The following is a 25,714-nucleotide window of genomic DNA, read 5'->3' as shown; positions in this document are numbered from 1 at the left end:
TTGTTCTCCTTAGAAATCGACCTTGAAACTGACCGAGGCGAAGTCGCGGTCATCCAGGGTGCTGTAGTCGTTGCTGCCAAAAAAGCTGTTGTAGGCAAGCTCCACGCTGTAGTCGTTGAGGTAGTTGGCGGTCAGGCTCAAGCCCAGGGCTTGCTGGCCTTCCTGGAACGGCCCGACCGGATCGTAGGAATAGCCCTCGACGTCATGACGCCAGTTGACGGCCGGAATCAGATTCACCCCCGGCAGCACATCGCTGTACTCAAGGCTGGCGCGCAGCCGATAGCCCCACGACCAGTCAGTGGTAAAGCCCTTGTCGGTGCAGTAGCGGTTGGTCACCCCCGAGGCTGGCGTATTGCAGGCCGTGCCATTGAGTGGCGCGCTGCGGCCGAAGGCGGCATTGCGCCCCAGACGCTCATCGCCCAGGTCGTCGATATGCACCACCCCCACCTCGCCGAACAGGCTCAGGCGCGTGGCTCCGAGCACGTTGTCGATGGCTTGGGTGGCGGAGCCGGTCCACTGCCACACGCCCTTGCGCTCCCAGGCGTCCAGGCGGTCACCGGCACGGATGTTGAAGTCCGCTGGCAATTGCAGCCACGAGCTGCCGGGCGCTCCCGACACCACGGCGGTGACGACATCCGGGGCGTTGAACGACAAGGGCATGTTCGGCCGGTAACTCAACTCGGTGGCCAGCGAGATCCCGCTGTAGGGCTCCACGCCCGTGAGGCTCACGCCATACAGACGAATGTCCTCGGGAAAGGCCGCTGCATACGACGGCCCTTGGCCGCCACCGGGAAAGGTGCCCGGCAGGCTGACGTTGCGGGCGTCGAGGCTCAGGTACGGCAGGCGCGAGTGGTAGTTGATGAAGTACAGCGCCGCCTCGGCATCGTTGAGCGCCGGCAGCATCTGGCGCATGGCGAAACCGAACTGGCCGGTGTCCGACGGTGAGTCGTTGCCCCGCGAGGTGGCGTACAGCCCGCTGGCCTGCATCTGCCGGTCGCTCAGCACCTGGCTCAGGTACAGCGGCCCGCACCCTGGCTGGATCACATCGCTGGCGGCAAAGAACGTACCGCAACCATCGAGCACACTCGGGCGCCAGTTGTATTGGTAGAAACCTTCCAGGTTGAGGGTGTCGGAAATGCCCAGGCTGAACGACAGCATCTCCACCGGCAACTGGCCTTCCTTGATCTCGACGCCCGGGCGATTGAAGGCGGTGATGTCCAGTGGGTTGATCACGTTGATCCCGTTCTGGATCAACAGCGCTTCGCCCCAGGACAACACCTGCTTGCCCACCTTGACGTTGAGCGGATGGCCACCGACCTCAACGTCTTTCCAGAGGTAGGCATCGAGCGCCTCGAAGCCCTGGAACTTGGCCAGGTCGTCCCAGCCGCTGTCGTCAAAGTCCTTGAAGCGGCCATCGCGTGTTTCATAGGCGTGGTCGTACCAGTACTTCAGGCGCAGGAAGGCGCCCTGGCCCTGGCCGTCGAGGGCGAGGTCGGTCAGGCCCTTGAACGTCTGGGAGATCGGATCGCCCTTCTCGAAATTCAGCCGGTTGTCATCGGCGCTCACGCTTGAGCCATCGGCCGTCACGCCTTGGGCTTGCAGGGCGTTGGCGCGGGTCATCAGGTGCCGGTTGGGGTGCTGGGTCGACCAGCTGCTGCCCAGGCTCAAGGTGGTACGGGTGGTGAAGCTCCAGTCGTCATTGATGTCGAACGTAGTGGCCTGCAGCGGTGCGGCGACGCTGGCCAGCACCGCCAGCAACAGGGGGGACGGCCTTTTACGGTGGGGTTTGGAACACAGGCGTGCGCCTGCCATTGCTGAGCTTGTTGTTGTCATTATCGAGCTCCATGAGGATTAGCAGCTCGATCACCATGCCCAAGCACCCGGCGCTGGACACAAGCGGTGAACGACAAAAAATATTCACCTTCCCCCCGCGATGGCGGCCTGGCCGTTAGATCGCTTCGCGGGGCACGCCCGCGCCTACCCGAAACTGTTTGGGCGTGATCCCGAACTGCTTGCGAAAGGCGCGAATGAAATTGCTCGGCTGCCGATACCCCAGGCGCTCGGCAATCCGTTCGATCGGCTGGTCCCCCGCCGCCAGCCAGTGCCGGGCCATGTGCAGGCTGTCCTTGCGGCCATCGTCGAAGGCCCCGCCTTGCCACTGGCGCAACATGCTCTGGTGCAGGAAGACATTGGCGCCGGGTAACGGCAACTCCAGCGCCCCGGGCGCCAGGTGCAGGCTCAGCCATTGCCCTTCGCCGGTGCTCACGCCCCAGTCCTGCAACCAGGCCCCCGCCGCTTGCTGCGCCAGCAGCCGGACCCGGGTGAACATCTGCGCGGGCGTCCTGCCAGCACGCCGGGCGATGTTGCGCACCAGGCTCAGCACCGCGGCATCGAGCATGTAGTGATGGGGCTGATGCTGGAACCTGCGCACATGCAGCATCGCCCCGGGTTCCGAGTCGTCCAGGGTCACCAGCACACAGTTGGTCACCAGCGGCAGGTAACGAATGAAGCACTCGAGGCTGGCTCGCACCGTGGCGGCCGAGTCCAGCAGAATGTTCAGGCCTTGCAAGGAGCTGGTGGCCATGCCCGGCACCAGCTCACACCCAAAGGTCGGCCCGGCGCCCGCCGCCTCGCACTCGAGCAGCAACTGCTCGACCTGCAACGCCGGTATCTGGCGATGCTGGTTGAGCCAGGCCGGGTCGATGCCGGCCCGTTGCAACAGCTGTTCGACAGGCAGGCCACAGCCTTTGGCATGGGCAACGAGGGTGGAGGTAAAGGCACTGGAAACAAAAGCACAAGCGAGCATGGCACGTCACGAGAGTGAGTCTGGCCTTGACTTATGCCAGCCGCTCAACTATCCATCAAATGCATAATAAGTATCTGCAATATGCAACAGGTGCATGATGGACCTTCGACAACTGCGTCACTTCGTGGCCCTGGCCGATTACCGTGGTTTCGTGCGCGCTGCCGATGCCGTCAACCTCAGCCAGCCGGCCTTCAGCCGCAGCATCCAGACCCTGGAGCGCGACCTGGACTGCACCCTGGTCGAGCGTGGCAGCCGCGAGTTCCGCCTCACGGGCCAAGGCCAACTGGTGCTGCAACACGCCCGGCGCCTGCTGGCCGGCAGCCAGACCCTGCAAAGCGAACTGCTGCAGTACAACGGCCTTGAGGGCGGTGAGCTGAGCTTTGGCAGTGGCCCCTACCCGGCCCAGTTGCTGGTGCCCGAGGCCCTGGCCCAGTTCATCAACGACCACCCCTTGATCCGCACGCGATTTCACCAGGCAGACTGGGAGCAGTTGGGCACCTGGCTCAAGGAGCAACACATCGAATTCTTCGTTGCCGACTCGCGCTACTTCGTCGACGATCCGCGCTACCAGGTACAACTGCTGCGCCGTCGTCGCGGTCGGTTTTTCTGCCGTGCCGGCCACCCCCTGGCCGACCTGGGCGCGCTCAGGCTCAGTGCCCTGCTCGACTACCCCGTCGCCGGCACGCGCATCCCGCCGATGATTCGCAAGATTCTCGCCCGTGCCCAAGGTGTCGAAGACTTTGTCACCCGTGTGGAGTGTGCCCAGTTCGATGCCATCCGCCGGGTGGTCACACATTCCGACGCCGTTGGCCTGGCCACCGAAGAATCCCTGGCCGAGTGGGTGGCGACGGGCGAAATCAAACTGCTGAGCTTCACCGACAGGGACATCCGCGAAGAAGACCTGCTGCTGCGCTACGGCATCGTCAGCCGCGCCGGCGACTCCCTGACGCCGGCGGCGCAGGCTATGATCGACACGATCCTGCGCGTGGATCAGCAACTGCTCGCGAGCCATCCATGACCCAACACCCTGCGCCACCGCCCAATGCGTTCTACGCCCCCACGCTGTTGCCGGCCATCGAAGAGCTGCAGGCCCGGGGCGTGCCGCTGGAATTGATCGAGGCAGTGTTTCGCCGCAGCCTGTTCGAGTTGCGCACGCCGTTCCTGCGGGTGCCGCTGATGATGTCGCGGCGCTTCTGGGCCCTGGCCCTGGCGCACACCGACGACCCGCTGATTGGCCTGGCGGCCGGCCGGCGTTTTGTCTCCACCGCCACCAACGGCCTGACCTACCTGTTCGATGTGGCCGCCTCGCTGGACAGTGCCTGCAACTACTTTGTCGAGTACTTCCCGTTCTTCAACGGCCACTTTCGCGCCCGCATCGAACGCAGCGACCAGCGCGTCACCCTGCACCTGCGCGATTGCGGCAGCCTCAAGGCCAGTGCACCGATCACCGACTACATCCTCACCAGCCTGCTCAGCATGCTGCGGCGCAAACTGCTGGCCAGCGGCGTGGAGCAAGACCCGATCCTCGCCATCAGCCTGGCCCACCCACCGCCCGCCAACACCGCCGCGCACCCACAGGCCTGGCGCGCACCGGTGAGCTGGGGCCATGCCGAACACGGCATCGAGCTGAACCCGCAATTGTTCTGCCTGGCCTTGACGCCGGGTAACCAGGCGCTGGAACAGATGCTCGTGGACCTGCTGCAGCAAACCCTGCACAACAGCCGCCCGACCTTGCTGGAGCTTGCCTGCGATCATCTGGCCGTGCACCTGGCCGACAGTGACCGCTGGCCGCACTTCTGCCAGCGCCAGCACTTGCTCGAACGCACCGCAGCCCGGCGCCTGAAGGCACTGGGCTGGGGTTTCAGCGAGTTGCTGGACGAATACCGGCGCTACCGCGCCGAAGACTTGCTGCAGGGCAGCGACCTTGAACTGGTGCAGATTGCCGACCAGCTCGGCTACAGCGACGTGCAGAGCTTTCACCGTGCCTGCCTGCGCTGGTTCGACTGCGCGCCCGGCACCTACCGGACGCGCTGAGCGGCGTCAAAGCACTTCGAACAGCCCGGCAGCGCCCATGCCGCCGCCCACGCACATGCTCACCACCACGTACTTGACCCCACGGCGGCGGCCTTCCAGCAAGGCGTGGCCGACCATCCGCGCCCCGCTCATGCCGTAGGGGTGGCCAATGGCGATGGCACCGCCGTTGACGTTCAGCCGGGCCATGTCGATGCCCAGGGTCTGGGCGCAATACAGCACCTGGCAGGCAAAGGCTTCGTTGATTTCCCACAGGCCGATGTCATCCACCGTCAGGCCGTGCTGACGCAGCAGCTTGGGGATCGCCAGCACCGGGCCGATGCCCATCTCCTCCGGTGCCAGGCCGGCCACGGTGATGCCGCGGTACAGGCCCAGCGGCTGGATACCCAGTTGCGAGGCCAGGGTGCCGCTCATCAGCACGCTGGCACTGGCGCCGTCCGACAACTGGCTGGCATTGCCAGCGGTGATGCAGCCGCCTTCGAGTACCGGCGCCAGGGCCTGCAGATCGGCCAGGGTGGTCTGCGGGCGGTTGCCTTCGTCGCGGGTCAGGTGCACCTCTTCATGGCTGATGGCGCCGGTGACCTTGTCGACGACTTTCTTGCGCACCGTCACCGGCACGATTTCTTCGGCAAACAGCCCGGCTGCCTGCGCGGCGGCCGTGCGTTGCTGGGACTGCAGGCTATAGGCGTCCTGGTCCTCGCGGCTGATGCTGTAGCGCTTGGCGACGATCTCGGCGGTCTGCAGCATCGGCATGTAGGCATGTTCGGCCATGCGCACCACGGTCTCGTCCATCTCGGCGCCTGCCGCTTTCATATGCGCGTTCTGCACCAGGCTGATCTGCTCCTGGCCGGCGCCGATGGCCACCTGCATGCCGTCGATCATGATCTGTTTGGCGGCGATGGCGATGGCCATCAGGCCGGAGGCGCACTGGCGGTCGATGGTCTGGCCGCTGACCGACAGTGGCAGGCCCGCCGCCAGCGCCGACAGGCGCCCAAGGTTGGTGGAGGCGGTACCGCCTTGCATGGCGGTCCCCATCACCAGGTCATCGATCTGCCCGGGCTCGATCGCCACGCGCTCCACGGCAGCACGAATGGCCACGGCGCTCATCGACGGCGACTTGAAGTCGTTGAAGGCCCCGCGAAAGGCCTTGGCTATCGGTGTGCGGGCGGTCGAGACAATCACGGCATCTTGCATGGCAAAGCACTCCAGGGTCAGTCACACAGCAAGCGGCCCAATGCCGCCCGCACAGGTTCAGGAATCGGGACGGGGCGATTGCTGGCGCGCTCGACGAAGACGTGGACAAACCGCCCCGCCGCACACGCCTGCCGCTCCCCGGCCTTGAAAATGCCCAGCGCGTAATGCACCGAGCTGTTGCCCAGCTTGCTCACCGCCACCCCCACTTCGATGTGCTCGGGAAAGGCGATGGCAGCGAAGTAGTCGCAGCAGGAATTGACCACATAGGCGATCACCTCGCCCTGGTGGATATCCAGGCCGCCGGCATCGATCAGGTAGGTGTTAACCGCACTGTCGAAAAAGCTGTAGTAGACGACGTTGTTGACGTGGCCATACACATCGTTGTCGTGCCAGCGCGTGGTGATCGGCTGGAAATAGGTGAACGCTTCGCGCAGCGGTGGGTTCGTCACAGGTTCATCTCAATAGGCGGCGCGATAGATCGCCAGGGCATCGTCCTGGCTGACCTCACGCGGGTTATTGACCAGCAGGCGCTGCTGCTGCATGGCATCACGCGCCAGTTGCTCCAGGCTGTCGTGCGGCACACCCGCATCGCGCAAGCGATCAGGCAGGCCACAACGCGGGCTGAGCGCGGCCAGTTCATCGACGAACTGTGCAGTCAGGCTGTGCGGATCGCCCGGCCGCAACCGCGCGCCCAACAGCAACGGCGCAAGCTCGGCGTACAGCGGCGCTGCCACTTTGGCGTTGAAACGCAGCACATGGGGCAGCACCAGGGCATTGGACAGCCCATGGGGAATATGAAAATGCCCACCCAGCGGATAGGCCAGCGCATGCACCGCCGCCACCGGCGCATTGGCAAACGCCTGCCCGGCCAGGCAGGCGCCCAGCAACATGGCCTGGCGCGCCTCGCGGTTGGCGCCGTCATGTACCGCCGCATCGAGGTTGCCGGCCAGCAGGCGCAGCGCTTCGCGGGCCAGCAGGCTGGACAGCGGATTGCGCTTGAGCTTGCTGGTGTAGGCCTCGATGGCGTGGACCATGGCATCGATACCCGTGGCGGCGGTGACGGCCGGCGGCAGGCCAAGGGTCAGGTCGGCATCGAGCAGGGCAAGGTCGGGCAACAACAGCGGTGACACCACGCCCATCTTGGTGTGCTCGCCGGTGGTGACAATGGCAATCGGCGTCACCTCCGAGCCGGTGCCGGCGGTGGTCGGCACCTGGATCAGCGGCAGGCGCCGGCCACGGGCCTGGTCGACGCCATAGACGGCTTCAAGTGGCTGCTGGCACTCGGGGTGCGCCAGCAACGCCACCAGCTTGGCAACGTCCATGGAGCTGCCGCCGCCAAAGCCGACGATCAGGTCGGCGTGCTGCGACCGCGCCTGACGGACCACCTCCAGCACGCAGGTGCTGGGCGGATCGGCCAGCACCTGATCGAACACCTGCACCGTCAGCCCTTGCTCGGCAAAGCCCGGCAACAGCGGTTCAAGCATGCCCAGGCGGGCGATGCCCGGGTCCGTGACGATCAAGACCGAGCGTGCGCCGCGCTCACGGCACAGGCTGGCCAGGCGCAGGGCGCCACCGGCCTCGCAGAGGATCTGCGCGGTGGTGGCAAAACTGAATGACTGCATGCGGCGTTCCTCATTGTTGTTGTGATGGTCCGCAGTGATGAATCAGAAGGCGAAGTCCCCCTCGGCCATCGCCATCAGGCAATCGGCCCCGGCCAGCAGCGCCTCGCGATGGGCGCCGGCCCGTGGCAGCACCCGGCGCAGGTAGAAGTCCGCCGACTGCAGCTTGGCCTGGTAGAACGCCGCCTCTTCGCTGCCGGCAACCAACGCGGCACGGGCCTTGGTCGCCGCCTGCAGCCACAGGGCCGCCAACAACACATAGGCCGAGTACGCGAGGAAATCCACCGACACCGCGCCAATCTCCTGGGGGTCACGGGCGCAGGCCGCCAGCACCGAATCGGCCAGTGCCCGCCATTGCTCAAGGCGCTGGCTGACCACGGCGGCCATTTGCGCCAGTGCCGGATCTTGCGCGGCCTGCTCGACCTGCGCGGCCAGCGCTTCGATCATGGCGTTGAGCTCGGCAGCGCCATCGCCCAGCACCTTGCGCCGGATCAGGTCCAGCGCCTGGATACCGTTGGTGCCCTCGTACAGCTGGGTGATGCGGCTGTCGCGCATCAACTGCTCCATGCCCCACTCACGAATGAACCCGTGGCCGCCGTACAGCTGCACCCCGAGGCTGGCGACCTCCTGGCCGACATCGGTGAAAAAGGCTTTGACGATGGGAATCAGCAACGCCGCGCGCCGTGCCGCGGCCTTGCGTTCGGCCGGATCGCTGGCAGCGTGTTCCAGGTCGAGCTGGCGGGCGGCGTAGGCGCCGAGCATGCGGCAGCCTTCGCTGAGGGTTTTCTGGGTCAGCAGCATGCGCCGCACATCGGGGTGGACAATGATCGGGTCGGCCGGTTTGTCCGGCGCCACGGCACCTGCCAGGCCGCGCGACTGCAAGCGCTCGCGGGCATAGGCCAGGCCGCCCTGGAAGGCCGCCTCGGCGATCCCCAGGCCCTGCAAACCGACCTGAAAACGGGCGTCGTTCATCATGGTGAACATGCACGCCAGGCCTTGGTTGGGTTCACCCACCAGCCAGCCGGTGGCGCCGTCAAAATTCATCACACAGGTGGATGCGCCCTTGAGGCCCATCTTGTGCTCCAGCGCGCCGCAGCCCAGGGCGTTGTGCTCACCCGGCGTGCCGTCGGCCGCCAGCAGGCGCTTGGGCACCAGGAACAGGCTGATGCCCTTGACCCCGGGTGGTGCGTCGGGCAAGCGGGCGAGCACCAGGTGAATGATGTTCTCGCTCAGGTCCTGCTCGCCGCCGGTGATGAAAATCTTGCTGCCATTGAGCTGGTAGCTGCCGTCGGCCTGGGGCTGGGCGCGGGTGCGCAGCAGCGCCAGGTCGGTGCCGGCCTGGGGTTCGGTCAGGCACATGGTGCCGGCCCACTGGCCGCTGACCAGTTGCGCCAGGTAGGCCTGCTTGAGCGCGGGGCTGCCATGGCGCTCCAGCGCCACCACCGTCCCTTCGGTCAATCCCGAATAGGCCCGGAACGACAGCGATGCCCCCATCAGCATCTCGTGGAAACTGGCCGAGACCATCTGCGGGAAACCCTGGCCGCCGAAATCCAGCGGCCCGGTCATGCTCGCCCAGCCCTGCTCGACATACAGCCGATAGGCCTCGCGAAAACCGTCCGGGGTGGTCACCTTGCCGTCCTGCAAGTGGCAGCCTTGTTCATCGCTGTTGCGGTTGAGCGGCGCCACCACCTCAGCGGCAAAGCGCGCCGCCTCTTCCAGCACGCCATCGATGGTCTCGCGGTCCAGGCCATTGCCCAGTTGCTCGCAGTGCCCCTGCACATCGAACAGTTCATGAAGCACGAATCGCATATCGCGCAGCGGTGCCTGATAGCTCATACCCGGCCCTCCTGTACGTGGGCAAAGCCCTTGCCGGCGGCCACCAGTCGGGCGATCAGGGGTGCGGGTTTCCAGTGTTCACCGAGCATGCGCTGCAAACGCTCCAGTCGCTCCTGGATCGACGCCAGGCCCTGGCCGTCGGCCCAGGTCATCGGCCCGCCGACGGCAGCCGGAAAACCATAGCCATTGAGGTAGACCAGATCCACGTCGTGGCTGTTGGCGGCAATGTTCTCCTGGAGGATCTTCGCGCCCTCGTTGACCAGGGCCAGCAAGCAGCGCTCGACAATTTCCTGATCGCTGATGGCGTGCCGACGCACGCCAAGGCCATTGGCGATTTCTTCTACCAGGGCATCGACCTCGGCATCGTGCAGCGCTTCACGGCTGCCCTCGGCGTAGCGGTAGTAACCGCGACCGGCTTTCTGGCCGAAGCGGGCCAGGTCGCACAGCGCGTTGTCGACCTGCACCAGCGGGCTGTCCATGCCCTGGCCGGCCAGTTGTCGGGCGCGCCATTCCAGGTCGATACCGACCACGTCGTACATGCGAAACGGCCCCATGGCAAAACCGAAGGCTTGCAGCGCAGCGTCCACCTGGTGCGGCAAGGCGCCTTCGAGCAGCATCTTGCGCGCCTCATCGGCGTAGGGCTTGAGCATGCGATTGCCGATAAAGCCGTGACAATTGCCGGACACCACCGCCACCTTGCCCAGGCGCTTGCCCAGGGCAAGTGCCGCGTCCAGCACCGCCGGCGCGGTGTGCGCGCCACGCACGATTTCCAGCAGCTTCATGATGTGCGCCGGGCTGAAGAAATGCAGGCCCAGTACATGCTCGGGACGCGAGGTCACCGCGGCGATGGCATCGATATCCAGGGCAGAGGTGTTGCTGGCCAGAATCGCACCGGGCTTGAGGGTGTTGTCCAGGATGCTGAAGATGCTTTGCTTGAGTTCAAGGTTCTCGTACACCGCCTCGATCACCAGATCGACATCGGCCAGCGCCGCATAGCTGTCCACCGGCTGGACCCGGGCCAGGTTTTCCTCGGCCTGGGCCTCGCTGATACGCCCCTTGAGCACTTGCTGGGCCCAGGTGTCGGCGGCCACTTTCCGGCCCGCCGTGACCATCTGCGCGTCGCTGTCGAGCCACAATACCGGGATGCCGGCACTGGCCAGGCTAATGACAATACCCCGGCCCATGGTTCCGGCCCCCACCACTGCTGCCTGCTGCACTACGAATCCGTTACTCACACCTGGCACTCCCAAATCGAAAAGAAGGATTGCCGACACCCTAAGCAGCTGCCTACTATTTGAGAAATTTCATTTTCATATGCCTCATATTGGTCAAATGAATATATCCACCTTCGACCTGAACCTGCTGCGCATCCTCGACGTGCTCCTGCGCGAGCAAAACGTCTCGCGCGCGGCCGAGCGCCTGGCCCTGAGCCAGCCCACCGTCAGCAACGCACTGGCGCGCCTGCGCGAACTGCTCGACGACCCGTTGCTGGTACGCGTTGGCCGGCGCATGCAGCCCACGCCCCGGGCCCTGGCGCTGGAAGGCCCGATTCGCGCCGCGCTGTTGCAGATCGAACAGACCCTCAGCGTGGGCGAAAGCTTCGACCCGCTGCACAGCCGCCAGCACTTTCGCCTGGCCATGACCGACTTTGTCGAGCAGTTGAGCATGCCTACCCTGCTGTGCCGGCTGCAGGACTGCGCCCCGAACCTGCGCCTGGACGTGGCGACACTGGCGCCGAGCCTGCCGGTGGATGCCCTGGACCGCGGCAGCCTGGACCTGGTCCTGGGCCGCTTCGACGAAGTCCCGGCGCGCTTCGCGCGTCACCACTGGCGCCGCGAAACCTTGCAAATCGCCGTCAGGCGCGATCACCCGCAGGTGCGGGGTGCGCTGGACCTGGACACCTTCCTGAGCTTGCGACACCTCTGGGTGTATGGCGGCCAGACCCGGGGCATGGTGGATCAATGGCTGGGGGAACAAGGCCTTTCACGGCAGATCGTCTACACCACACCCAACTACCTCCAGGCCGCGCACCTGGTGGCCGCAACGGACCTGTGCGTGGTCTTGCCCACCCAAGTGGCGCGCCAGTTCGCGGCGCTATTGCCACTGCAACTGTTTGACCTGCCATTCGCGCTGGAGCCATTTGAACTGGACCTCGTCTACCTGGCCCAACGCGGACGCGAACGGGCGCTGGAATGGCTGGTAAACCAAATCCTCGCCATACCGTAGGAGCGGGCTTGCCCCGCGATGGATCGTGAATCCTGCGGATAGATTCATGCCTGCCGGTGACCCGCTTCACCGTTGCACCTGAATGTGCACGACTCGAGGGCCATCGCGGGGCAAGCCACAGACACAAAGTCGCCTGAATTGCGGCCGCTGTGCGGCCGATCGCAGGCTGTCGCCAGCGGCTACAAGGGCCTAGCCGTGGTCTGTAGGAGCGGGCTTGCCCCGCGATGGATCGTGAATCCTGCGGATAGATTCATGCCTGCCGGTGACCCGCTTCACCGTTGCACCTGGATGTGCACGACTCGAGGGCCATCGCGGGGCAAGCCAACAGACACAAAGTCGCCTGAATTGCGGCCGCTGTGCGGCCGATCGCAGGCTGTCGCCAGCGGCTACAAGGGCCTAGCCGTGGTCTTGTAGGAGCGGGCTTGCCCCGCGATGGATCTTGAATCCTGGCGACAGGTCCATGTCTGTTGGTGATCCTGCTTCGCCGTTGCGCCTGGATGTGCATGACTCTGGGGCCTATCGCGGGGCAAGCCCGCTCCCGCAGGTCAGCAAGAGCGCAGCGAATTGTGCTCTTGCTCTTGATCTTGATCTGGCTTTTGATCCACCGGCCCCGTTAACCAGAAGGGCCGAACGGAGGTGTCGTGGAGGGGCTAGCGCGCAGCGCCTTCGGCGAATGCCGAAGATGCGAAGCGTAGCGTTGCTTGCAACGCGTAGCTCGCAATGCCCCGTAGCGACACCGCAGTGAGGGGACCCGAAGCGCAGCGTAGGGCCCCTGGTGGGGCAAGCCCTTTGCTTACTTTGGGGCGACTGCCAAAGTAAGGCGCCGTAAGGGCGCAAAGGTGATTCAGCGTCACCCTAGCCAATGGATAAGACCACCAACACCAACACCTCATCGCGGAGGTCGGTGATGACCCTAAAGGATATACACGACTCAGGGGCCATCGCGGGGCAAGCCCGCTCCTACACAACCTAGCGCACCGTCTGCAACCCCTGAAAACTCGGCATCATCACACACGCCGGACAACTGCGATCCTTGGGCGGCGTCACCGTCAACGCCGCATACATCACAATCACAACACTCAACAACGGAACACAGTAGGCTCGAAGGCTTTTTATTTTCATTATCGGCACTCCCGCAACCAAGCAAACGCAACACACCGACCCCAGGTCGCCCCGGGGCCGGCCGCCACTCAACGCTCGTCGACCGTCACAATCTCGCGACGCTCGGCCATGCTCGCCGGCACCAGGTCTTCATCGGTGAAGAACTGCTGGTACCACTCGCGCAGCTGATACACCGGGCCGTCATTCTCGGCCAGTACCGGCTTGTCGATACGGATCTTGTGCTTCCAGATGTCCACGTCCTGATAGAACGACGCCCGGTTACCCATCACATACGCCTGGGCCACCTCACGGTTCTGCTCCTCGCTCCAGCCCGGAACACGCTTGACCATGCAGCCAAAGCGCAGCTCGAAACTGTCTGGCGTCACCGGCACATGACTGTTGAGCAAAATCGCATGCACCCGCACCTCACCGAACATCGAACTCAGGTGGGTAAAGTGCGTGGCCGGGCCGTAGTAGGCCGACGGCGCGATCAGGTCACCGCCCAAACGCTCGGAGTCGCCGTGGAAAATCTGATGGCCGATATGACCTTCGAAGATGTTGGCAAAATACTTGGTCGGGGTGCCATGCACCGGGCCGAAATGCTGGGCATCGACCAGGTTGTCGACCAGCTCGCGCGGGTTGGTCTCGATGAGCATGGTGTCGATGTTCCACTCATGAATCCACTCGTCGCTGTCCATCTCTTCCAGGTGCGGGATCACCACGCCCTCTTTCGGGGGACGGCCCTCGGGGTTGTTCCACACGAACAGCAGGCTGTTCTCTTCGCAGGTCAGCCAGCTGCGGGTCTTGGCCTTGGGCGGGATGCGCTTGCAGTACGGAATCTCCACGCACTTGCCGGTGGTGTCGTACTTCCAGTGGTGGAAGGGGCAGACCACGGTGTCGTTCTCGATGGTGCCCTGGGACAGGTCGGCGCCCATGTGCGGGCAGTGGGCATCAAGAATGCTGATCTTGCCCTCGCTGTTGGCGAACGCCACCAGGCGGGTGCCGAAGATGTTCAGGGTGTGCAGCTTGCCATCACGGTAGTCAGCAGCATCGCCCAGGCAGTGCCAGCCACGCGCGTAGCGGTGGGTGCGCTGGGTGTTTTCGATGCTTAATTCAGCGAGTTTCGTCATGTTCTTGTTCTTCCTCTGGTGGAAACTCCGGGTCGAGCCATGCCGGACCAGGCAGCCGGCACAATCCCCTACCCGACATCATTGAGCAGCCCTGGCGGGCTGCTCATCGTTCAAACGGACTAGATGGACAACACCGCCCTACTGCCCCGCCCGGCGTGCAGCCTCCGGCCCGAAGTCACGCGGGTTGAAGCCGCCCTTGTTGAGCATGTAGCCGTTGCGCTGTTCGTTGATCAGGTTGAAGGCCAGGTAGCTGCCGGCGTTGAGGTCGTGGTACAGGCCAACCCCGGCCTGGGGCACCTGGGATTCGTAGGCGTAGAAGTAGTTGACCATCGAGGTGCGCCACAGCTCGCCACGGTTGTCGTAGTTGTCGGCCAGCATCGGGAACCAGGTGTCTTCGTCGATGTACAACTTGCGCTTGCCGTACAGGTGGCGATAGCCGGGCTTGAGGGTGCCCTCAAGTTCCCACACCCGATGACGCTCGTAGCGCATGGCCTCGGGGTTGATGTGCCCCGGGGTCAGCAGGTCGGCGTACTTGAGGTTGGCCGCGTGCAGGCGGTAGGTGTTGTAGGGGATGAACATCTCGCGCTTGCCGACGATCTTCCAGTCGTAGCGCTGGCCCGAGCCGTTGAACAGGCGCACTTCATCCACGGTGATCGAGCCGCCGGAACCGGGGAACGCCATGTCGAAGCCATAGCCCGGTGACTGGCGCACGCGACGGGTGCCCGGGTCGTAGCGCCAGCTCTGGCGAGGCTCGGTCTTGTCGTTCCAGAACTCGGTGCCGGTGTTGATCTCGCCCTTGTCACGCTGGGGCAACAGGGTTTCGTTGAGGTAGAACGAGGAGTTGCCCACGGTGTCGCCGACCTTGCCCGGCTGCAGCGCCGGCGCCAGGTTGCGTGAATGCACCCGCCCCCAGTTGATGTTGCCATCCTTGAGCACGTAGGCGTTGTCGGAGACGTATTCCTCGGTCCAGGCCCGCAGGGTGAAGGTCGAGGCGTTCTTGAGCAGCTCCAGGCCGCTGCGCGGCACCGGGAACGGCGTGCCACCGGTCTTGCCCACCACCCCTTCGCCGTCATCCACCAGGCGCGCGACAGTGGCGTTTTCGCGAGTCGCCTCGCACACCGAGTCGGCAAAGCGGAAATCCCGATGGGAGGGGTAGACCGGCATCTTGTAGGTTTGCGGGTACAGCTTGAACAGGGCCTTCTGGCCGTCAGACAGGTACTCGGCGTACTGGGCGAGGTTGGCGGAGGTGATCACGAACAGCGGCTTTTCGTCCGGGTAAGGGTCGACCGGATGATGACCGGTGCCTTTGAACTGCACCTGGGGCGGTACCCCCAGCCACTGGCCGCTGTAGGGCGGGATGCTGCCGTCGGCATTGCCGCGCTTGTCGGCGCCAACGCAGGTCAGCTCGCTGCCCAGGCGCGCCGCGTCTTCCGGGGCGGCCTGTACAGGCCCCGCACAGGCGGCGCCAAGCACTGCGGCCAGCAGCCAGCGCTGGCGATGGCCAGGGGCCTTGAGGTGGGGTGGATTACGCTCGGTCATTGTTGTTCTCCGTGGTTTTCCGGTAGCGGTGGCCCAGTATTGGCAGCGGGCTAAAGCCCGGACATCGTCTGCTCGGACTAACGCATTTTTACCCCGCGGCTTTCACCACCGGCGGCAAGGCCCCGGGCGGCCCCAGGGCCACCACGCTGTTGAGCAGAATGCGCACCAGCTCGGTCTGGCGCCGCACCCCGGTCTTGGAGAAGATCGAGCGCAGGTGCGCCCGGGCCGTGTTGCGGCGAATGTTCAACACCTCCGAGGCCTCCTCCAGCGACAAGCCGTTGGCCAGCTCCATGGCCAGGCCGGTTTCCGCCGGGGTCAGGTTGTACAGCTGCGCGGTCGCCAGGTTACTGACCAGCGACTTGCCCACCGCATCGCGCACATACACCACCACCGTCGGCTGGCCCTTGCCCTCGACCCATTCCTGGGACGGGATCAGCTCCACCACCACCCCCAGGTTGACCTGCCCCGAGGGCCTTGAAATCGACAGCGCGGCGGCGTTGCAATGGCCGACATCGCCCTGGCGTCCGCGCTGGAAGGCATCGCGAACCAGGCGCGTGAGCTCGCGGTTGTCGCTGGGATAGGTGGCCTCCAGGCGCCCGCCGACCAGTTTCAGGCCGTCGTTGCTGTCGAGGATGTCCCGTGCCACCGGGTTGAGCTGCAGCACACTGCCGCTTTCATCGAGCACGATGGTGGCCACCGACAAGCGACTGATGGCCTGAAAATACAAACTGCCCAACGACTCGCTGCGGTCCAGCTGCGCATGCAGGTGCAAGGCCCGGCGCAGGTGCGGCAGCAACATCGCGCACAACGCCCGCTCACAGTCGCTGAAGCGCGGCTGGTCGCGGCGGCGGTTGATGCGTATGCGCAACTTGCCGCCGTCGGGCATGCTGATATCGGCGCCGAGCATCTGGAAGCAGCCATAAGGCTGGCAGTACAACAGATAAAACGAAGAGCCCAGCCACTCGGCTTCGCTCATCAGGTCGTCGATGGTGAACACCTGGTCCAGCGGCAGGTTATTGAAGGGTGTCGACTTGCTGTAATAGGCGTAGTGGTGGATCTCACCGGCGCCGCTGACCTCCCCCACCGCCAGCATCGGCGACAGGTACGGCTCATCCACGGCGCGCAGGATCAAGGTAACGATGTTGGCCTGGAACAGCAGCTGCAGCTTGCGCAACGACTCGGCCACCCGGCGGGTATCCAGGGCGCCATCGTAGAGCTCGCCGATCAACTGCTCATACGTCTCCATGTCCAGCCCCATCTGCGCCAGAACCTGCGAATTGGACATACGGCTTTGCATAGACACCCCCATGGCACTGCGTTGAATTTATTGTTGTTCTTGTAGGCGCGGGCTTGCCCCGCGATGCGGTGCTTCAATCACTGTGCTTCGCGGGCCGCTCCTGCTGACCAGCGGCCGGCCCTGGTTGAACCAGGCCGCCAGGGCCGGCAGCAGGAATATCGCACCAAGCACGTTGACCAGAAACATGAACGCCAGAAGGATGCCCATGTCGGCCTGCAACTTGAGCGGCGCAAACGCCCAGGTGCCGACACCGATGGCCATGGTCAGGGCCGTGAACACCGCCGCCGTCCCCCGTTGGCACATGGCCCGGTAGAAGGCCTCGCGCAAGTCGGCGCCATCGGCCATCTCGTGCTGGATGCGCTCGTACAGGTAAATGCCGTAGTCCACGCCCACGCCCACCCCAAGGGCCATGACCGGCAAGGTGGCGACCTTAAGGCCAATGCCGAGCATGGCCATCAGCGCATTGCACAGGATCGCCACCACCCCCAGCGGCACCAGAATGCACAGCACCGCCCGCAGCGAACGGAAGGTCAGCAGGCAGAACAACGCCACCGAACAGAACAGCGCCGCCAGCATGATCACCTCGGCATGCTTGACCGCCTCGTTGGACGCCGCCATCACCCCGACGTTGCCGCCCGCCAGCTTGAACGCCACCTCCGGCGCCTTGATCCCGGCAATGATGCGCTTGGCCTCGTTGACCACATGGAACACCGTCGCCCCTTCGTGATCGTTGAGAAACACCAGGATCTGCATGCGCTGGCAGCCTTCGGTCACCAGCCCCGAATCGGGCGAATAGGCCAGCGAGCCCTGCTGCAGCCCCCGCGACGAACCCGGAATGGCCGACCAGCGCGGGTTGCCTTCGTTGTTGCCGGCGATCATTTCCTTGCCCATGCCGGCCACGCTCTGCACCGACTGCACGCCGGCTACCGCGCGCATCTGGAAATCAAAGGCCTCCACGGCGCGCATCACCTGCGGATTGAGGCAGGCCTCGGTGCCGGCGTTGGTCTGCACGAACACCGACAGCACATCGAGGCCGATGGAGTAGCTGCCGATGATGCGCTGGTTGTCCTGGTTGTAGCGCGAGTCGGCGCGCAGCTCCGGCGCGCCCACCCCGATATCACCCACCTCCAGCTGACGCGCCTTGAGCACACCGGCGCCCAGCAGCACCAGGCTGACCACGAACACCGCCAGCGCCGGACGCGGCTCGGCCAGGGCCGACAGGCGCCACCACAGGGCATGACGGCGGGTCTGCACAGTGGCCGCGCGCCTGGACGGCGCCAGCTTCAGACCGGCCAGGATCAGCGGCAGCATCATCTTGTTGGTGACGATCATCAGCATGACACCGATGCACGCGGTCACCCCCAGTTCATGGACGATGGGAATGTCGATCAGCATGATCACGGCAAACCCCAGGGCATTCATCAGCAGGGCCAGGGCGCCGGGAATGAAGATCGCGCAGAACGCCTTGTGCGCCGCCTGGCGCGCGTCGCTGCCGGCCAGCACTTCCTGACGCCAGGCATTGCTCATCTGCACCGCGTGGGACACGCCAATGGAGAAAATCAGAAACGGCACCAGTACCGACATCGGATCGATCCCCAGGCCCAGCAACGGCAGCAGGCCCAGCAGCCAGACCACCGGCAACAACGCCACCACCAGGGCCACCAGGGTCAGGGCCAGGGAACGGGTGTACAGCCACAGCAACGCGGCGGTGATCACAAAGGCCACGGCGAAGAACATCAGCACCGTGTTCAGCCCCTCGACCACATCGCCCACCAGCTTGGCGAAGCCCACCACGTTGATCTCGATGGTGTCGCTGTTGTAGCGGGCGCGGATGTCTTCCAGGCGCTGGGCGATCTCCACATACGAGACCGGCTGGCCGGTCTTGGGGTCGGTGTCCTGCAAGTCGGCGCGCACCAGCGCCGAGCGCTGGTCGTTGGCCAGCAGCCGCCCCACCTGCCCGGCCCGGGCCGCGTTGCTGCGCACCTTGGCCAGGTCTTCGGCGGTGCCGGCGTACTGCGGCGGCACCACCAGATCCCCCACGTAGCCCTCTTCGGTGATTTCCACATAGCGCACGTTGGGGGTGAACAGCGACGTCACGCTGGGGCGGCTGACCCCGGAAATGAAGAACACATCGTCGGTGACCTTCTGCAGCACCGCGAGAAATTCAGGGTTGTAGATGTCGCCCTCGCCTTTCCAGCGCACATTCACCAGCAGGCGGTTGGCCCCGGTGAACACGCGGCTGAAGTCAAGGAAGTTGAGCATGTACTCATGGCGCACCGGAATCTGCTTGTTGAAGCCCGGGTCCAGGCGCACCTGGGTGGCGCTGTAGCCCAGGCCCAGGCTCAGCAGCAGGAACAGTGCCAACCAGGCACGGCGGTGGTTGAGCAACAGATCGGCGCAGCCCTGCACACAGCGCTGCAGCCGGGAAGTGGTCGAAGTCATGGCAAGCTCACTGTGCATGGGCGGCGAGGCCGCTGTCCGGTCCCTGGGAAACACCGCGTTCGCCGGCCACCAACAGGTGCCGGGCATTGAGGGCCACGGCCGAGGTCAGGGTACCCAGGCCGCTGCGCCGGGTGCTGTCGAGCAGGCGCCCCTGGACATCGAGGTGAACCAGCTGGCTGCCGGCCCCCACCAGCACCACCCCGGCCTCGCCCGGCAGGCGCGCATGGCCGTAGATCGGCTGGGCACTGTCGAGCTCGACATGCTGCCAGCTGTCGCCGAAGTCCCCGGTACGGAACACCTGGCCACGCATGCCATAGGCGACCCAGTGCGAAGCCGAGAGGCTGACCACACCAAACAAAGAGCCGCTGTAGAACACCGGCAGTTGATGCCAGGTCACCCCGCCATCGTCCGAGCGCAGCACCAAGCCCTGCTCGCCCACCAGCATGCGCCGGCCCTGGCGGTCGCCGTCCATGCCGTTGAAATGCGCGCCGTCACCTGGCAGTTCCCGCGCTTGCCAGTGCTGGCCGGCATCGCTGGACTCCAGGTACTTGCCGTAGCTGCCGTAGGCCACGACCTGCTGGCCCTCGCCCCTCCACACACCCAGCAAGGGCTCACCGAGTTCGGCGTCATAGTGGCTTTCCTGCCAGCTGTTGCCGCTGTCGTCCGAGCGCAGAATCCAGCCGTCGTGACCGACCGCCACCAGCACCTCGGGGCTCAGGGCAATCAGCCCGGTAAGCGTCGCCTCCCGCTCGGCCGAAACCCGCGCAGCCTGCCATGAGCGACCGCTGTCGAGACTGCTGAGCAAGGTACCGCGCTCGCCTGCGGCCAACAGCTGCGGGCCGTTGACCAGCAAGGCATTGATCTGCACCCGGTCGACCTGCAACTGGGTCGCGGCCAGCGGGGCCGGGTTACGCGGGGCGAAGGCGAAGGCCACGGCGGCCAGGATCACGCCGCTGACAGCGTATCCGATCAGCTGGCGCATACCGGGCTCCGGGAATTGAGTCGTGAAAGGAGGCACATGGGGCGTTGATCCTGTTGTTATTGTTGACAGGATCATCAGCTCGCCCCACCTGCCCAACATCGTCCAAATGGCCTAGTCAGGCCAGCTCGAACAGCCCTGCCGCGCCCATGCCGCCGCCGATGCACATGGCCACCACCACATAGCGCGCGCCACGACGGCGGCCTTCGAGCAAGGCATGACCGACCATGCGCGCACCGGACATACCGAACGGATGGCCAATGGCAATGGCGCCGCCGTTGACGTTCAAGCGCTCCGGCGGGATGCCCAGGGCATCGCGGCAATGCAGCACCTGGCAGGCGAACGCCTCGTTGATTTCCCACAAGTCGATATCGGCCACCGTCAGGCCAAAGCGCTTGAGCAGCTTGGGTACTGCCAGTACCGGGCCGATGCCCATCTCCTCCGGGGCGCAGCCGGCCACGGCGATCCCGCGGTAGATACCCAGGGGCGTCAGCCCCCGGCGGCGGGCCTCGGCGCGGCTCATCAGCAGGCTGGCAGCGGCGCCATCGGAAAACTGCGACGCATTGCCGGCGGTCACGAACTCGCCCTGCTCGACCCACTGCCCGTCCTTCCACACCGGCTTGAGCGCCGTGAGGTCTTCCAGGCGGGTACCGGGGCGATTGCATTCGTCACGGTCGACCCAGATCGCCTCATGCCCGGCCGGTTTACCTTCCTTGTCCAGCAACAGCTTATTGACCGTCAGGCCGACGATCTCTTCATCGAACAGCCCGGCCTGTTGCGCCGCGGCCGTGCGTTGCTGGCTTTGCAGGCTGTACTCATCCTGGGCGGCGCGGCTGATGTTGTAGCGCCGCGAAACGATCTCGGCCGTCTCGATCATCGGGATGTAGGCGCTGGGCATCACCTCCAGCACCGCTTCGGAGCGCGCCCGGTAGCTGTTCTTGTGCCGGGTCTGGGTCAGCGACAGCGACTCCACGCCACCGCCGATGGCGATGTTCATCTCACCGGCCAGGATGCCCTTGGCCGCCACGCCGATACTCATCAGGCCGGAGGCGCACATGCGGTCCAGGGCCATGCCCGGCACACTGTCGGGCAGGCCTGCGGTGTAGGCACACAAGCGGCCGATGTTGTAGCCCTGGGTGCCCTGCTGCACCGCGGCGCCCATGATCACATCCTCGACGGCATCGGCCTCGAGACCGGCGCGCTCAAGCACCGCGCGCACCACATGGCCACCCAGTACCGGCGCCTCGGTGTCGTTGAACGAACCGCGAAAGGATTTGGCCAGCGCCGTACGGGCGGTGGCGACGATAACAACTTCATGCTGGTCCATGGACGGGTTCACTCACTGACAGGGTTGAAGGTGTAGCGGCTGATGGTGTCGACCACACAGCCCGGGCGCTCCTGGCCCTCGATCTCGATGCTCACGCGCACCACTTGCTGCACCGCAGTGCCGATGGCCTCACTGCGCAGCACCTCGGCGCGCCCGCGCACCCGCGAGCCAACCGGCACCGGCGCCGGAAAGCGCACCCGGTCGCAGCCGTAGTTCACGCCCATGGCCAGGTTGTCGACGCGCATCAACTGCGGCAGAAACAGATTGGCCAGGGCCTGGGTCAGGTAGCCGTGGGCGATACAGCGGCCAAACGGGCCGCTGGCGGCGCGTTCGGGGTCGACATGAATCCACTGGTGATCGCCCGTGGCCTCGGCGAACAGATTGATCCGCTCCTGGCTGATGGTCAGCCAGTCGGTGCAGCCCAGGTCCATGCCCTGGGCCTCGAGCAGCGCCTGGGCGCTGGTGAATACATGGGGCATTGGCACGTCCTCAGGCTTGTTGGGAACTGACCGACAGCACTTCGCCGACCATGTAGGAGGCGTAGTCACTGGCCAGGAACATCATCACATTGGCCACCTCCCAGACCTCGGCGGCGCGGCCAAATGCCTCGCGCCCGGCCAGGCTGGCCAACAGTTCTTCACTGGAGGCCTTCTTGAGAAAGTCATGCAGGGCAATCGACGGTGACACGGCATTGATACGCACACCGAACTCGGCGGCCTCCAGCGCGCTGCAACGGGTCAGCGCCATCACCCCGGCCTTGGCGGCGGCGTAGTGGGCCTGCTCCTTCTGCGCGCGCCAGCCGAGCACCGACGCGTTATTGACGATCACCCCGGCACCGCGTGGCTGCATATGCGCCAGCATCGCGCGGGTCATCCGGAAAGTGCCGGTGAGGGTGACATCCAGCACCTTCGCCCACTCCTGATCGGTCATCTCGACCACACGCTTCTGCCCGCCCAGGCCTGCGTTATTGATCAGCACATCGACCCCGCCCAGCGCACTTTCGGCGCTGGCCACCAGGGCCTGGACCTGCTCCTCACAGGTCACATCGCACAACTGGCCATAGACCGCCTGCAGACCGGTTTCGGCCTTCAACCGTTCCACGGCTTCCTCCAGACGGCGTGGATGCACGTCAGAAATCATCAGTGCCCGACAGCCCTCTTCGGCACTGCGCCGAGCGGCGGCATAACCGATACCGGCGCCGGCGGCGGCAGTGATCAGCACAGACTTGCCGGCCAACAACTGGTGACCGGGCACATAAGGGGGAGCTTGATTCACAGCGGTAATCTCCAGGGGCTCTATACACAGACAGGTATAAAGCCTTGGCCTGGAGGGGACATCGTCAAAACGGGGTATGGGGGGCCTAGCTGTAGGAGCGGGCTTGCCCCGCGATGGATCTTGAATCCTGCGGATAGATTCATGCCTGCCGGTGATCCCGCTTCGCCGTTGCACCTGGATGTGCATGACTTGAGGGCAATCGCGGGGCAAGCCAACAGAAACAATGTCGCCTGGATTGCGGCCGCGGTGCGGCCGATCGCAGGCTGTCGCCAGCGGCTACAAGGGCCCTAGCTGTAGGAGCGGGCTTGTCCCGCGATGGATCTTGAATCCTGCGGATAGATTCATGCCTGCCGGTGACCCCGCTTCGCCGTTGCATCTGGACGTGCATGACTCGAGGGCCATCGCGGGGCAAGCCCGCTCCCACAGCCAGCGCAGGCCAGCAAGAGCGCAGCGAATTGTGCTTTTGATCTTGATCTACCCGCCCCGTTAACCAGAAGGGCCGAACGGAGGTGTCGTGGAGGGGCTAGCGCGCAGCGCCTTCGGCGAATGCCGAAGTTGCGAAGCGTAGCGTTGCTTGCAACGCGTAGCTCGCAATGCCCCGTAGCGACACCGCAGTGAGGGGACCCGAAGCGCAGCGTAGGGCCCCTGGTGGGGCGAGAATTTTTTGCTTACTTTTTTTTCGACTGAAAAAAAGTAAGGCGCCGTAAGGGCGCAAAGGTGACTCAGCGTCACCCTGGCCAATGGATAAGACCACCAACACCAACACCTCATCGCGAGGCCGGTGATGGTCCTACCCAATGTGCACGACTCGGGGGCCATCGCGGGGCAAGCCCGCTCCCACAACAAGCCCGCCCCTACAAGCGATCAGCTACCCCACACCTTCTGCCCCCGAGGCGCCTCGGCAAGAATCTCATCCACAACAGCCCCCACCTCCTCCACCCGCCAGGCAGCCCCCTTGTCCCGGGTCACCCCGGTACGCCAACCATCCCCCAGCGAAATCCGCCCGCCCTGACTCTCGAACACCTGCCCACTCACATGCCCGGACAACTCACTGCCCAACCACACCACCAACGGCGCCACATTCTCCGGCGCCCAGGCATCGAAACTGCCATCCTCCGGCTTCTTCACCAACTCCGGCATCGCCCCCTCGGTCATCGCAGTGCGCGCCGCCGGCGCCAACGCATTGGCCGTCACCCCATAGCGCCCCAGCTCCGCCGCCTGCACCAACGTCAGCGAGGCAATCCCGCCCTTGGCCGCCGAATAGTTGGACTGCCCGATCGACCCCTGCAACCCCGCCCCGGAACTGGTATTGATGATCCGCCCGGCCACCGGCGTACCCGCCTTGGCCAGATCACGCCAACGCCGCGCCAGCACATTGGCCAGGCAGTAATGCCCCTTCAGGTGCACCCGCATCACCGTGTCCCAGTCATCTTCCGACAAGCTCAGGAACAGTCGGTCACGCAGCACCCCGGCATTGTTCACCACCACATGCACTTCACCGAAAGCCGCCAGCGCGGCATCGACGATGCGCTGGGCGCTGTCCAGGGTGGTGATGTCATCGCTGTTGGCAATGGCATGCCCCCCCGCCGCCTGGATCTGCCCGACCACATCACGCGCGGCTTCATCGCGAATATCGTTGACCACGACATTCGCGCCCTCGGCAGCAAACGCTAGGGCGTAGGCGCGGCCCAGACCGCCACCTGCGCCCGTGATAATTACGGTACGACCGCTACACATTGCCATGAGGCACTCCTGATATTCAGAGACGTTCGATAATGGTGACGTTGGCTTGGCCGCCGCCTTCGCACATGGTCTGCAGGCCATAGCAGCCGCCCGTGCATTCCAGCTCGTTGAGCAGCGTGGTCATCAACCGCGCGCCGGTGGCGCCCAGCGGATGGCCCAGGGCGATGGCACCGCCGTTGACGTTGGTGCGCGCCGGGTCGTAGTCCAGCTCCTTGGCCCAGGCCATGACCACCGAAGCAAAGGCCTCGTTGATTTCCACCCGGTCGATATCGGCCATGCGCAGGCCGGCCTTTTGCAGGGCCTTGCGGGTGGCGGCGATCGGCGCGGTGAGGTGCCAGATCGGGTCGTCGCCCATGACCGTAAGGTGATGGATACGCGCCCGTGGGGTCAGGTCATAACGCTTGAGCGCCGCCTCCGACACCACCAGCAACGCGGCCGATGCGTCGCAGGTCTGGCTGGAAACGGCTGCGGTGATCGATGGGAACTGCGGGTCCACCGGCTCCAGGCTGGCCATTTTTTCCAGGCTGGTCTGGCGCGGGGTTTCATCCTGGCGCAGTTCGCCGAAGGCCACGATCTCGCGATCGAACCGGCCACTTTCAATCGCCGCCAGGGCCCGTTGGTGGCTTTGCAGGGCGAACATCTCCATGTGCTCGCGGCTCAGTTGCCAGTGCTCGGCAATGCGCTGGGCTGCGTAAAACTGGTTCACCGGCTGATCGCCAAAGCGCGTGCGCCAGCCGACGCTGCCACTGAACGGATCGGGAAAGCCCAGGGGCTGGCCTGCCAGCATCGCCGAGCTGATGGGAATCCGCGTCATGGTCTGCACACCGCCCACCGCGACCACGTCCTGGGTGCCGCTCATCACCGCCTGGGCGGCAAAATGCACGGCCTGCTGGGACGAGCCGCACTGACGGTCCACCGTGGTGCCCGGCACGCACAGCGGCAGGCCGGCGGCCAGCCAGCTGGTGCGGGCGATATCACCCGCTTGCGCACCAATGGTGTCGACACAGCCGAAAATCACATCGTCGTAATCTTCGGCGGGAATGGCGTTGCGCTGCACCAGCGCCTTGAGCACGTGGGCACCCAGGTCGATGGCGTGAACCTCCGACAGTGCGCCCTTGCGCTTGCCGGTGGGGCTGCGCAGGGCATCAACGATATAAGCCTGGGGCATG

Annotated in this window: 20 protein-coding genes; 3 read left to right on the top strand and 17 right to left on the bottom strand. The window is 65.1% G+C overall.

The genetic code is table 11. From position 1 onward, the window contains the following. Positions 1-9: 9 nt before the first annotated feature. Both U9R80_RS10760 and U9R80_RS10755 read right to left on the bottom strand, forming a co-directional pair. The gene (locus tag U9R80_RS10760) at positions 10-1,833 is read right to left on the bottom strand and encodes a DUF1302 domain-containing protein (protein WP_301839666.1); all 1,824 of its coding nucleotides are present in this window, start codon (positions 1,831-1,833) and stop codon (positions 10-12) included. Between the two features lie 115 nt (positions 1,834-1,948). Next, positions 1,949-2,806 (bottom strand): AraC family transcriptional regulator, encoded by an 858-nt coding sequence (locus U9R80_RS10755; RefSeq protein WP_301839667.1) that lies wholly within the window; start codon positions 2,804-2,806, stop codon positions 1,949-1,951. Positions 2,807-2,903: 97 nt separating this feature from the next. Between U9R80_RS10755 and U9R80_RS10750 the strand changes: the two genes are divergently transcribed. Continuing rightward, on the top strand, positions 2,904-3,824 hold the full coding sequence (locus U9R80_RS10750) for a LysR family transcriptional regulator (protein ID WP_301839855.1): 921 nt from the start codon (positions 2,904-2,906) through the stop codon (positions 3,822-3,824). Next, positions 3,821-4,840: an AraC family transcriptional regulator gene (locus tag U9R80_RS10745; protein ID WP_301839669.1), complete on the top strand. Its 1,020-nt coding sequence runs from the start codon at positions 3,821-3,823 to the stop codon at positions 4,838-4,840. The genes U9R80_RS10750 and U9R80_RS10745 overlap by 4 nt, the downstream gene beginning before the upstream one ends. 6 nt (positions 4,841-4,846) lie before the next feature. Here the strand turns inward: U9R80_RS10745 and U9R80_RS10740 are convergent, their stop codons facing one another. From U9R80_RS10740 to U9R80_RS10720, 5 genes are read right to left on the bottom strand one after another with little or no spacing between them, the layout of a single operon-like run. Continuing rightward, the gene (locus U9R80_RS10740; protein WP_301839671.1) at positions 4,847-6,031 is read right to left on the bottom strand and encodes an acetyl-CoA C-acyltransferase; all 1,185 of its coding nucleotides are present in this window, start codon (positions 6,029-6,031) and stop codon (positions 4,847-4,849) included. Positions 6,032-6,048: 17 nt separating this feature from the next. Further along, a complete protein-coding gene (locus U9R80_RS10735; RefSeq protein WP_301839672.1) occupies positions 6,049-6,480 on the bottom strand; it encodes an acyl-CoA thioesterase in 432 nt (143 codons plus the stop codon). A 9-nt stretch (positions 6,481-6,489) separates the two neighbouring features. Continuing rightward, on the bottom strand, positions 6,490-7,653 hold the full coding sequence (locus U9R80_RS10730) for an iron-containing alcohol dehydrogenase (protein ID WP_301839673.1): 1,164 nt from the start codon (positions 7,651-7,653) through the stop codon (positions 6,490-6,492). Between the two features lie 42 nt (positions 7,654-7,695). Further along, positions 7,696-9,486 carry an acyl-CoA dehydrogenase C-terminal domain-containing protein gene (locus tag U9R80_RS10725; protein ID WP_301839674.1) on the bottom strand — a complete coding sequence of 597 codons (1,791 nt, stop codon included), beginning with the start codon at positions 9,484-9,486 and terminating at the stop codon, positions 7,696-7,698. Further along, a complete protein-coding gene (locus U9R80_RS10720) occupies positions 9,483-10,670 on the bottom strand; it encodes a 3-hydroxyacyl-CoA dehydrogenase NAD-binding domain-containing protein (protein WP_442964970.1) in 1,188 nt (395 codons plus the stop codon). Before U9R80_RS10720 ends, U9R80_RS10725 begins: the two co-directional genes overlap by 4 nt. A 148-nt stretch (positions 10,671-10,818) precedes the next feature. On the opposite strand from U9R80_RS10720, the gene U9R80_RS10715 reads away from it, so the two are divergent. After that, entirely contained in the window at positions 10,819-11,712 is an 894-nt protein-coding gene (locus U9R80_RS10715; RefSeq protein ID WP_442964948.1) for a LysR family transcriptional regulator, read from the top strand. A gap of 1,190 nt (positions 11,713-12,902) precedes the next feature. Here the strand turns inward: U9R80_RS10715 and U9R80_RS10710 are convergent. The 10 genes from U9R80_RS10710 to U9R80_RS10665 all read right to left on the bottom strand — a co-directional run bounded on the left by U9R80_RS10710 (position 12,903) and on the right by U9R80_RS10665 (position 25,713). Then, positions 12,903-13,943: a Rieske 2Fe-2S domain-containing protein gene (locus U9R80_RS10710; RefSeq protein ID WP_301839677.1), complete on the bottom strand. Its 1,041-nt coding sequence runs from the start codon at positions 13,941-13,943 to the stop codon at positions 12,903-12,905. Positions 13,944-14,081: 138 nt separating this feature from the next. Continuing rightward, positions 14,082-15,482, bottom strand: a complete 1,401-nt coding sequence (locus U9R80_RS10705; RefSeq protein WP_301839678.1) for a DUF1329 domain-containing protein — start codon at positions 15,480-15,482, stop codon at positions 14,082-14,084. Between the two features lie 88 nt (positions 15,483-15,570). Then, on the bottom strand, positions 15,571-16,779 hold the full coding sequence (locus U9R80_RS10700) for a helix-turn-helix transcriptional regulator (RefSeq protein WP_301839679.1): 1,209 nt from the start codon (positions 16,777-16,779) through the stop codon (positions 15,571-15,573). Positions 16,780-16,806: 27 nt separating this feature from the next. Then, complete coding sequence (locus U9R80_RS10695; protein WP_301839681.1) at positions 16,807-19,221, bottom strand: efflux RND transporter permease subunit; 2,415 nt, start codon at positions 19,219-19,221, stop codon at positions 16,807-16,809. A 7-nt stretch (positions 19,222-19,228) separates the two neighbouring features. Next, positions 19,229-20,203, bottom strand: coding sequence for a WD40/YVTN/BNR-like repeat-containing protein (locus tag U9R80_RS10690; RefSeq protein ID WP_301839682.1), 975 nt, complete (start codon positions 20,201-20,203; stop codon positions 19,229-19,231). A 115-nt stretch (positions 20,204-20,318) separates the two neighbouring features. Next, positions 20,319-21,527 carry an acetyl-CoA C-acyltransferase gene (locus U9R80_RS10685; protein WP_301839683.1) on the bottom strand — a complete coding sequence of 403 codons (1,209 nt, stop codon included), beginning with the start codon at positions 21,525-21,527 and terminating at the stop codon, positions 20,319-20,321. An 8-nt stretch (positions 21,528-21,535) separates the two neighbouring features. Beyond that, positions 21,536-22,006 carry a MaoC family dehydratase gene (locus U9R80_RS10680; RefSeq protein WP_301839684.1) on the bottom strand — a complete coding sequence of 157 codons (471 nt, stop codon included), beginning with the start codon at positions 22,004-22,006 and terminating at the stop codon, positions 21,536-21,538. A gap of 10 nt (positions 22,007-22,016) precedes the next feature. Continuing rightward, positions 22,017-22,802 carry an SDR family oxidoreductase gene (locus U9R80_RS10675; RefSeq protein ID WP_301839686.1) on the bottom strand — a complete coding sequence of 262 codons (786 nt, stop codon included), beginning with the start codon at positions 22,800-22,802 and terminating at the stop codon, positions 22,017-22,019. Positions 22,803-23,666: 864 nt separating this feature from the next. After that, positions 23,667-24,545, bottom strand: coding sequence for an SDR family oxidoreductase (locus U9R80_RS10670; protein ID WP_301839687.1), 879 nt, complete (start codon positions 24,543-24,545; stop codon positions 23,667-23,669). A gap of 16 nt (positions 24,546-24,561) precedes the next feature. Beyond that, a complete protein-coding gene (locus U9R80_RS10665; RefSeq protein WP_301839688.1) occupies positions 24,562-25,713 on the bottom strand; it encodes an acetyl-CoA C-acetyltransferase in 1,152 nt (383 codons plus the stop codon). Position 25,714 lies beyond the last annotated feature (1 nt).

Source organism: Pseudomonas sp. JQ170C, from assembly GCF_035581345.1.
GTDB lineage: Bacteria > Pseudomonadota > Gammaproteobacteria > Pseudomonadales > Pseudomonadaceae > Aquipseudomonas.
Note: the sequence above shows the minus strand (reverse complement) of the source record. Positions and strands in the feature narration are given on the sequence as shown.

Bases quoted from the DNA above. Each gene is read 5' to 3' on its own strand.
- U9R80_RS10680 (WP_301839684.1), bottom strand. From the start codon at position 22,006: ATGCCCCATGTATTCACCAGCGCCCAGGCGCTGCTCGAGGCCCAGGGC.
- U9R80_RS10710 (WP_301839677.1), bottom strand. From the start codon at position 13,943: ATGACGAAACTCGCTGAATTAAGCATCGAAAACACCCAGCGCACCCAC.
- U9R80_RS10725 (WP_301839674.1), bottom strand. From the start codon at position 9,486: ATGAGCTATCAGGCACCGCTGCGCGATATGCGATTCGTGCTTCATGAA.
- U9R80_RS10745 (WP_301839669.1), top strand. From the start codon at position 3,821: ATGACCCAACACCCTGCGCCACCGCCCAATGCGTTCTACGCCCCCACG.
- U9R80_RS10665 (WP_301839688.1), bottom strand. From the start codon at position 25,713: ATGCCCCAGGCTTATATCGTTGATGCCCTGCGCAGCCCCACCGGCAAG.
- U9R80_RS10740 (WP_301839671.1), bottom strand. From the start codon at position 6,031: ATGCAAGATGCCGTGATTGTCTCGACCGCCCGCACACCGATAGCCAAG.
- U9R80_RS10695 (WP_301839681.1), bottom strand. From the start codon at position 19,221: ATGACTTCGACCACTTCCCGGCTGCAGCGCTGTGTGCAGGGCTGCGCC.
- U9R80_RS10750 (WP_301839855.1), top strand. From the start codon at position 2,904: ATGGACCTTCGACAACTGCGTCACTTCGTGGCCCTGGCCGATTACCGT.
- U9R80_RS10705 (WP_301839678.1), bottom strand. From the start codon at position 15,482: ATGACCGAGCGTAATCCACCCCACCTCAAGGCCCCTGGCCATCGCCAG.
- U9R80_RS10755 (WP_301839667.1), bottom strand. From the start codon at position 2,806: ATGCTCGCTTGTGCTTTTGTTTCCAGTGCCTTTACCTCCACCCTCGTT.
- U9R80_RS10685 (WP_301839683.1), bottom strand. From the start codon at position 21,527: ATGGACCAGCATGAAGTTGTTATCGTCGCCACCGCCCGTACGGCGCTG.
- U9R80_RS10700 (WP_301839679.1), bottom strand. From the start codon at position 16,779: ATGCAAAGCCGTATGTCCAATTCGCAGGTTCTGGCGCAGATGGGGCTG.
- U9R80_RS10720 (WP_442964970.1), bottom strand. From the start codon at position 10,670: ATGGGCCGGGGTATTGTCATTAGCCTGGCCAGTGCCGGCATCCCGGTA.
- U9R80_RS10670 (WP_301839687.1), bottom strand. From the start codon at position 24,545: ATGGCAATGTGTAGCGGTCGTACCGTAATTATCACGGGCGCAGGTGGC.
- U9R80_RS10730 (WP_301839673.1), bottom strand. From the start codon at position 7,653: ATGCAGTCATTCAGTTTTGCCACCACCGCGCAGATCCTCTGCGAGGCC.
- U9R80_RS10760 (WP_301839666.1), bottom strand. From the start codon at position 1,833: ATGACAACAACAAGCTCAGCAATGGCAGGCGCACGCCTGTGTTCCAAA.
- U9R80_RS10690 (WP_301839682.1), bottom strand. From the start codon at position 20,203: ATGCGCCAGCTGATCGGATACGCTGTCAGCGGCGTGATCCTGGCCGCC.
- U9R80_RS10715 (WP_442964948.1), top strand. From the start codon at position 10,819: ATGAATATATCCACCTTCGACCTGAACCTGCTGCGCATCCTCGACGTG.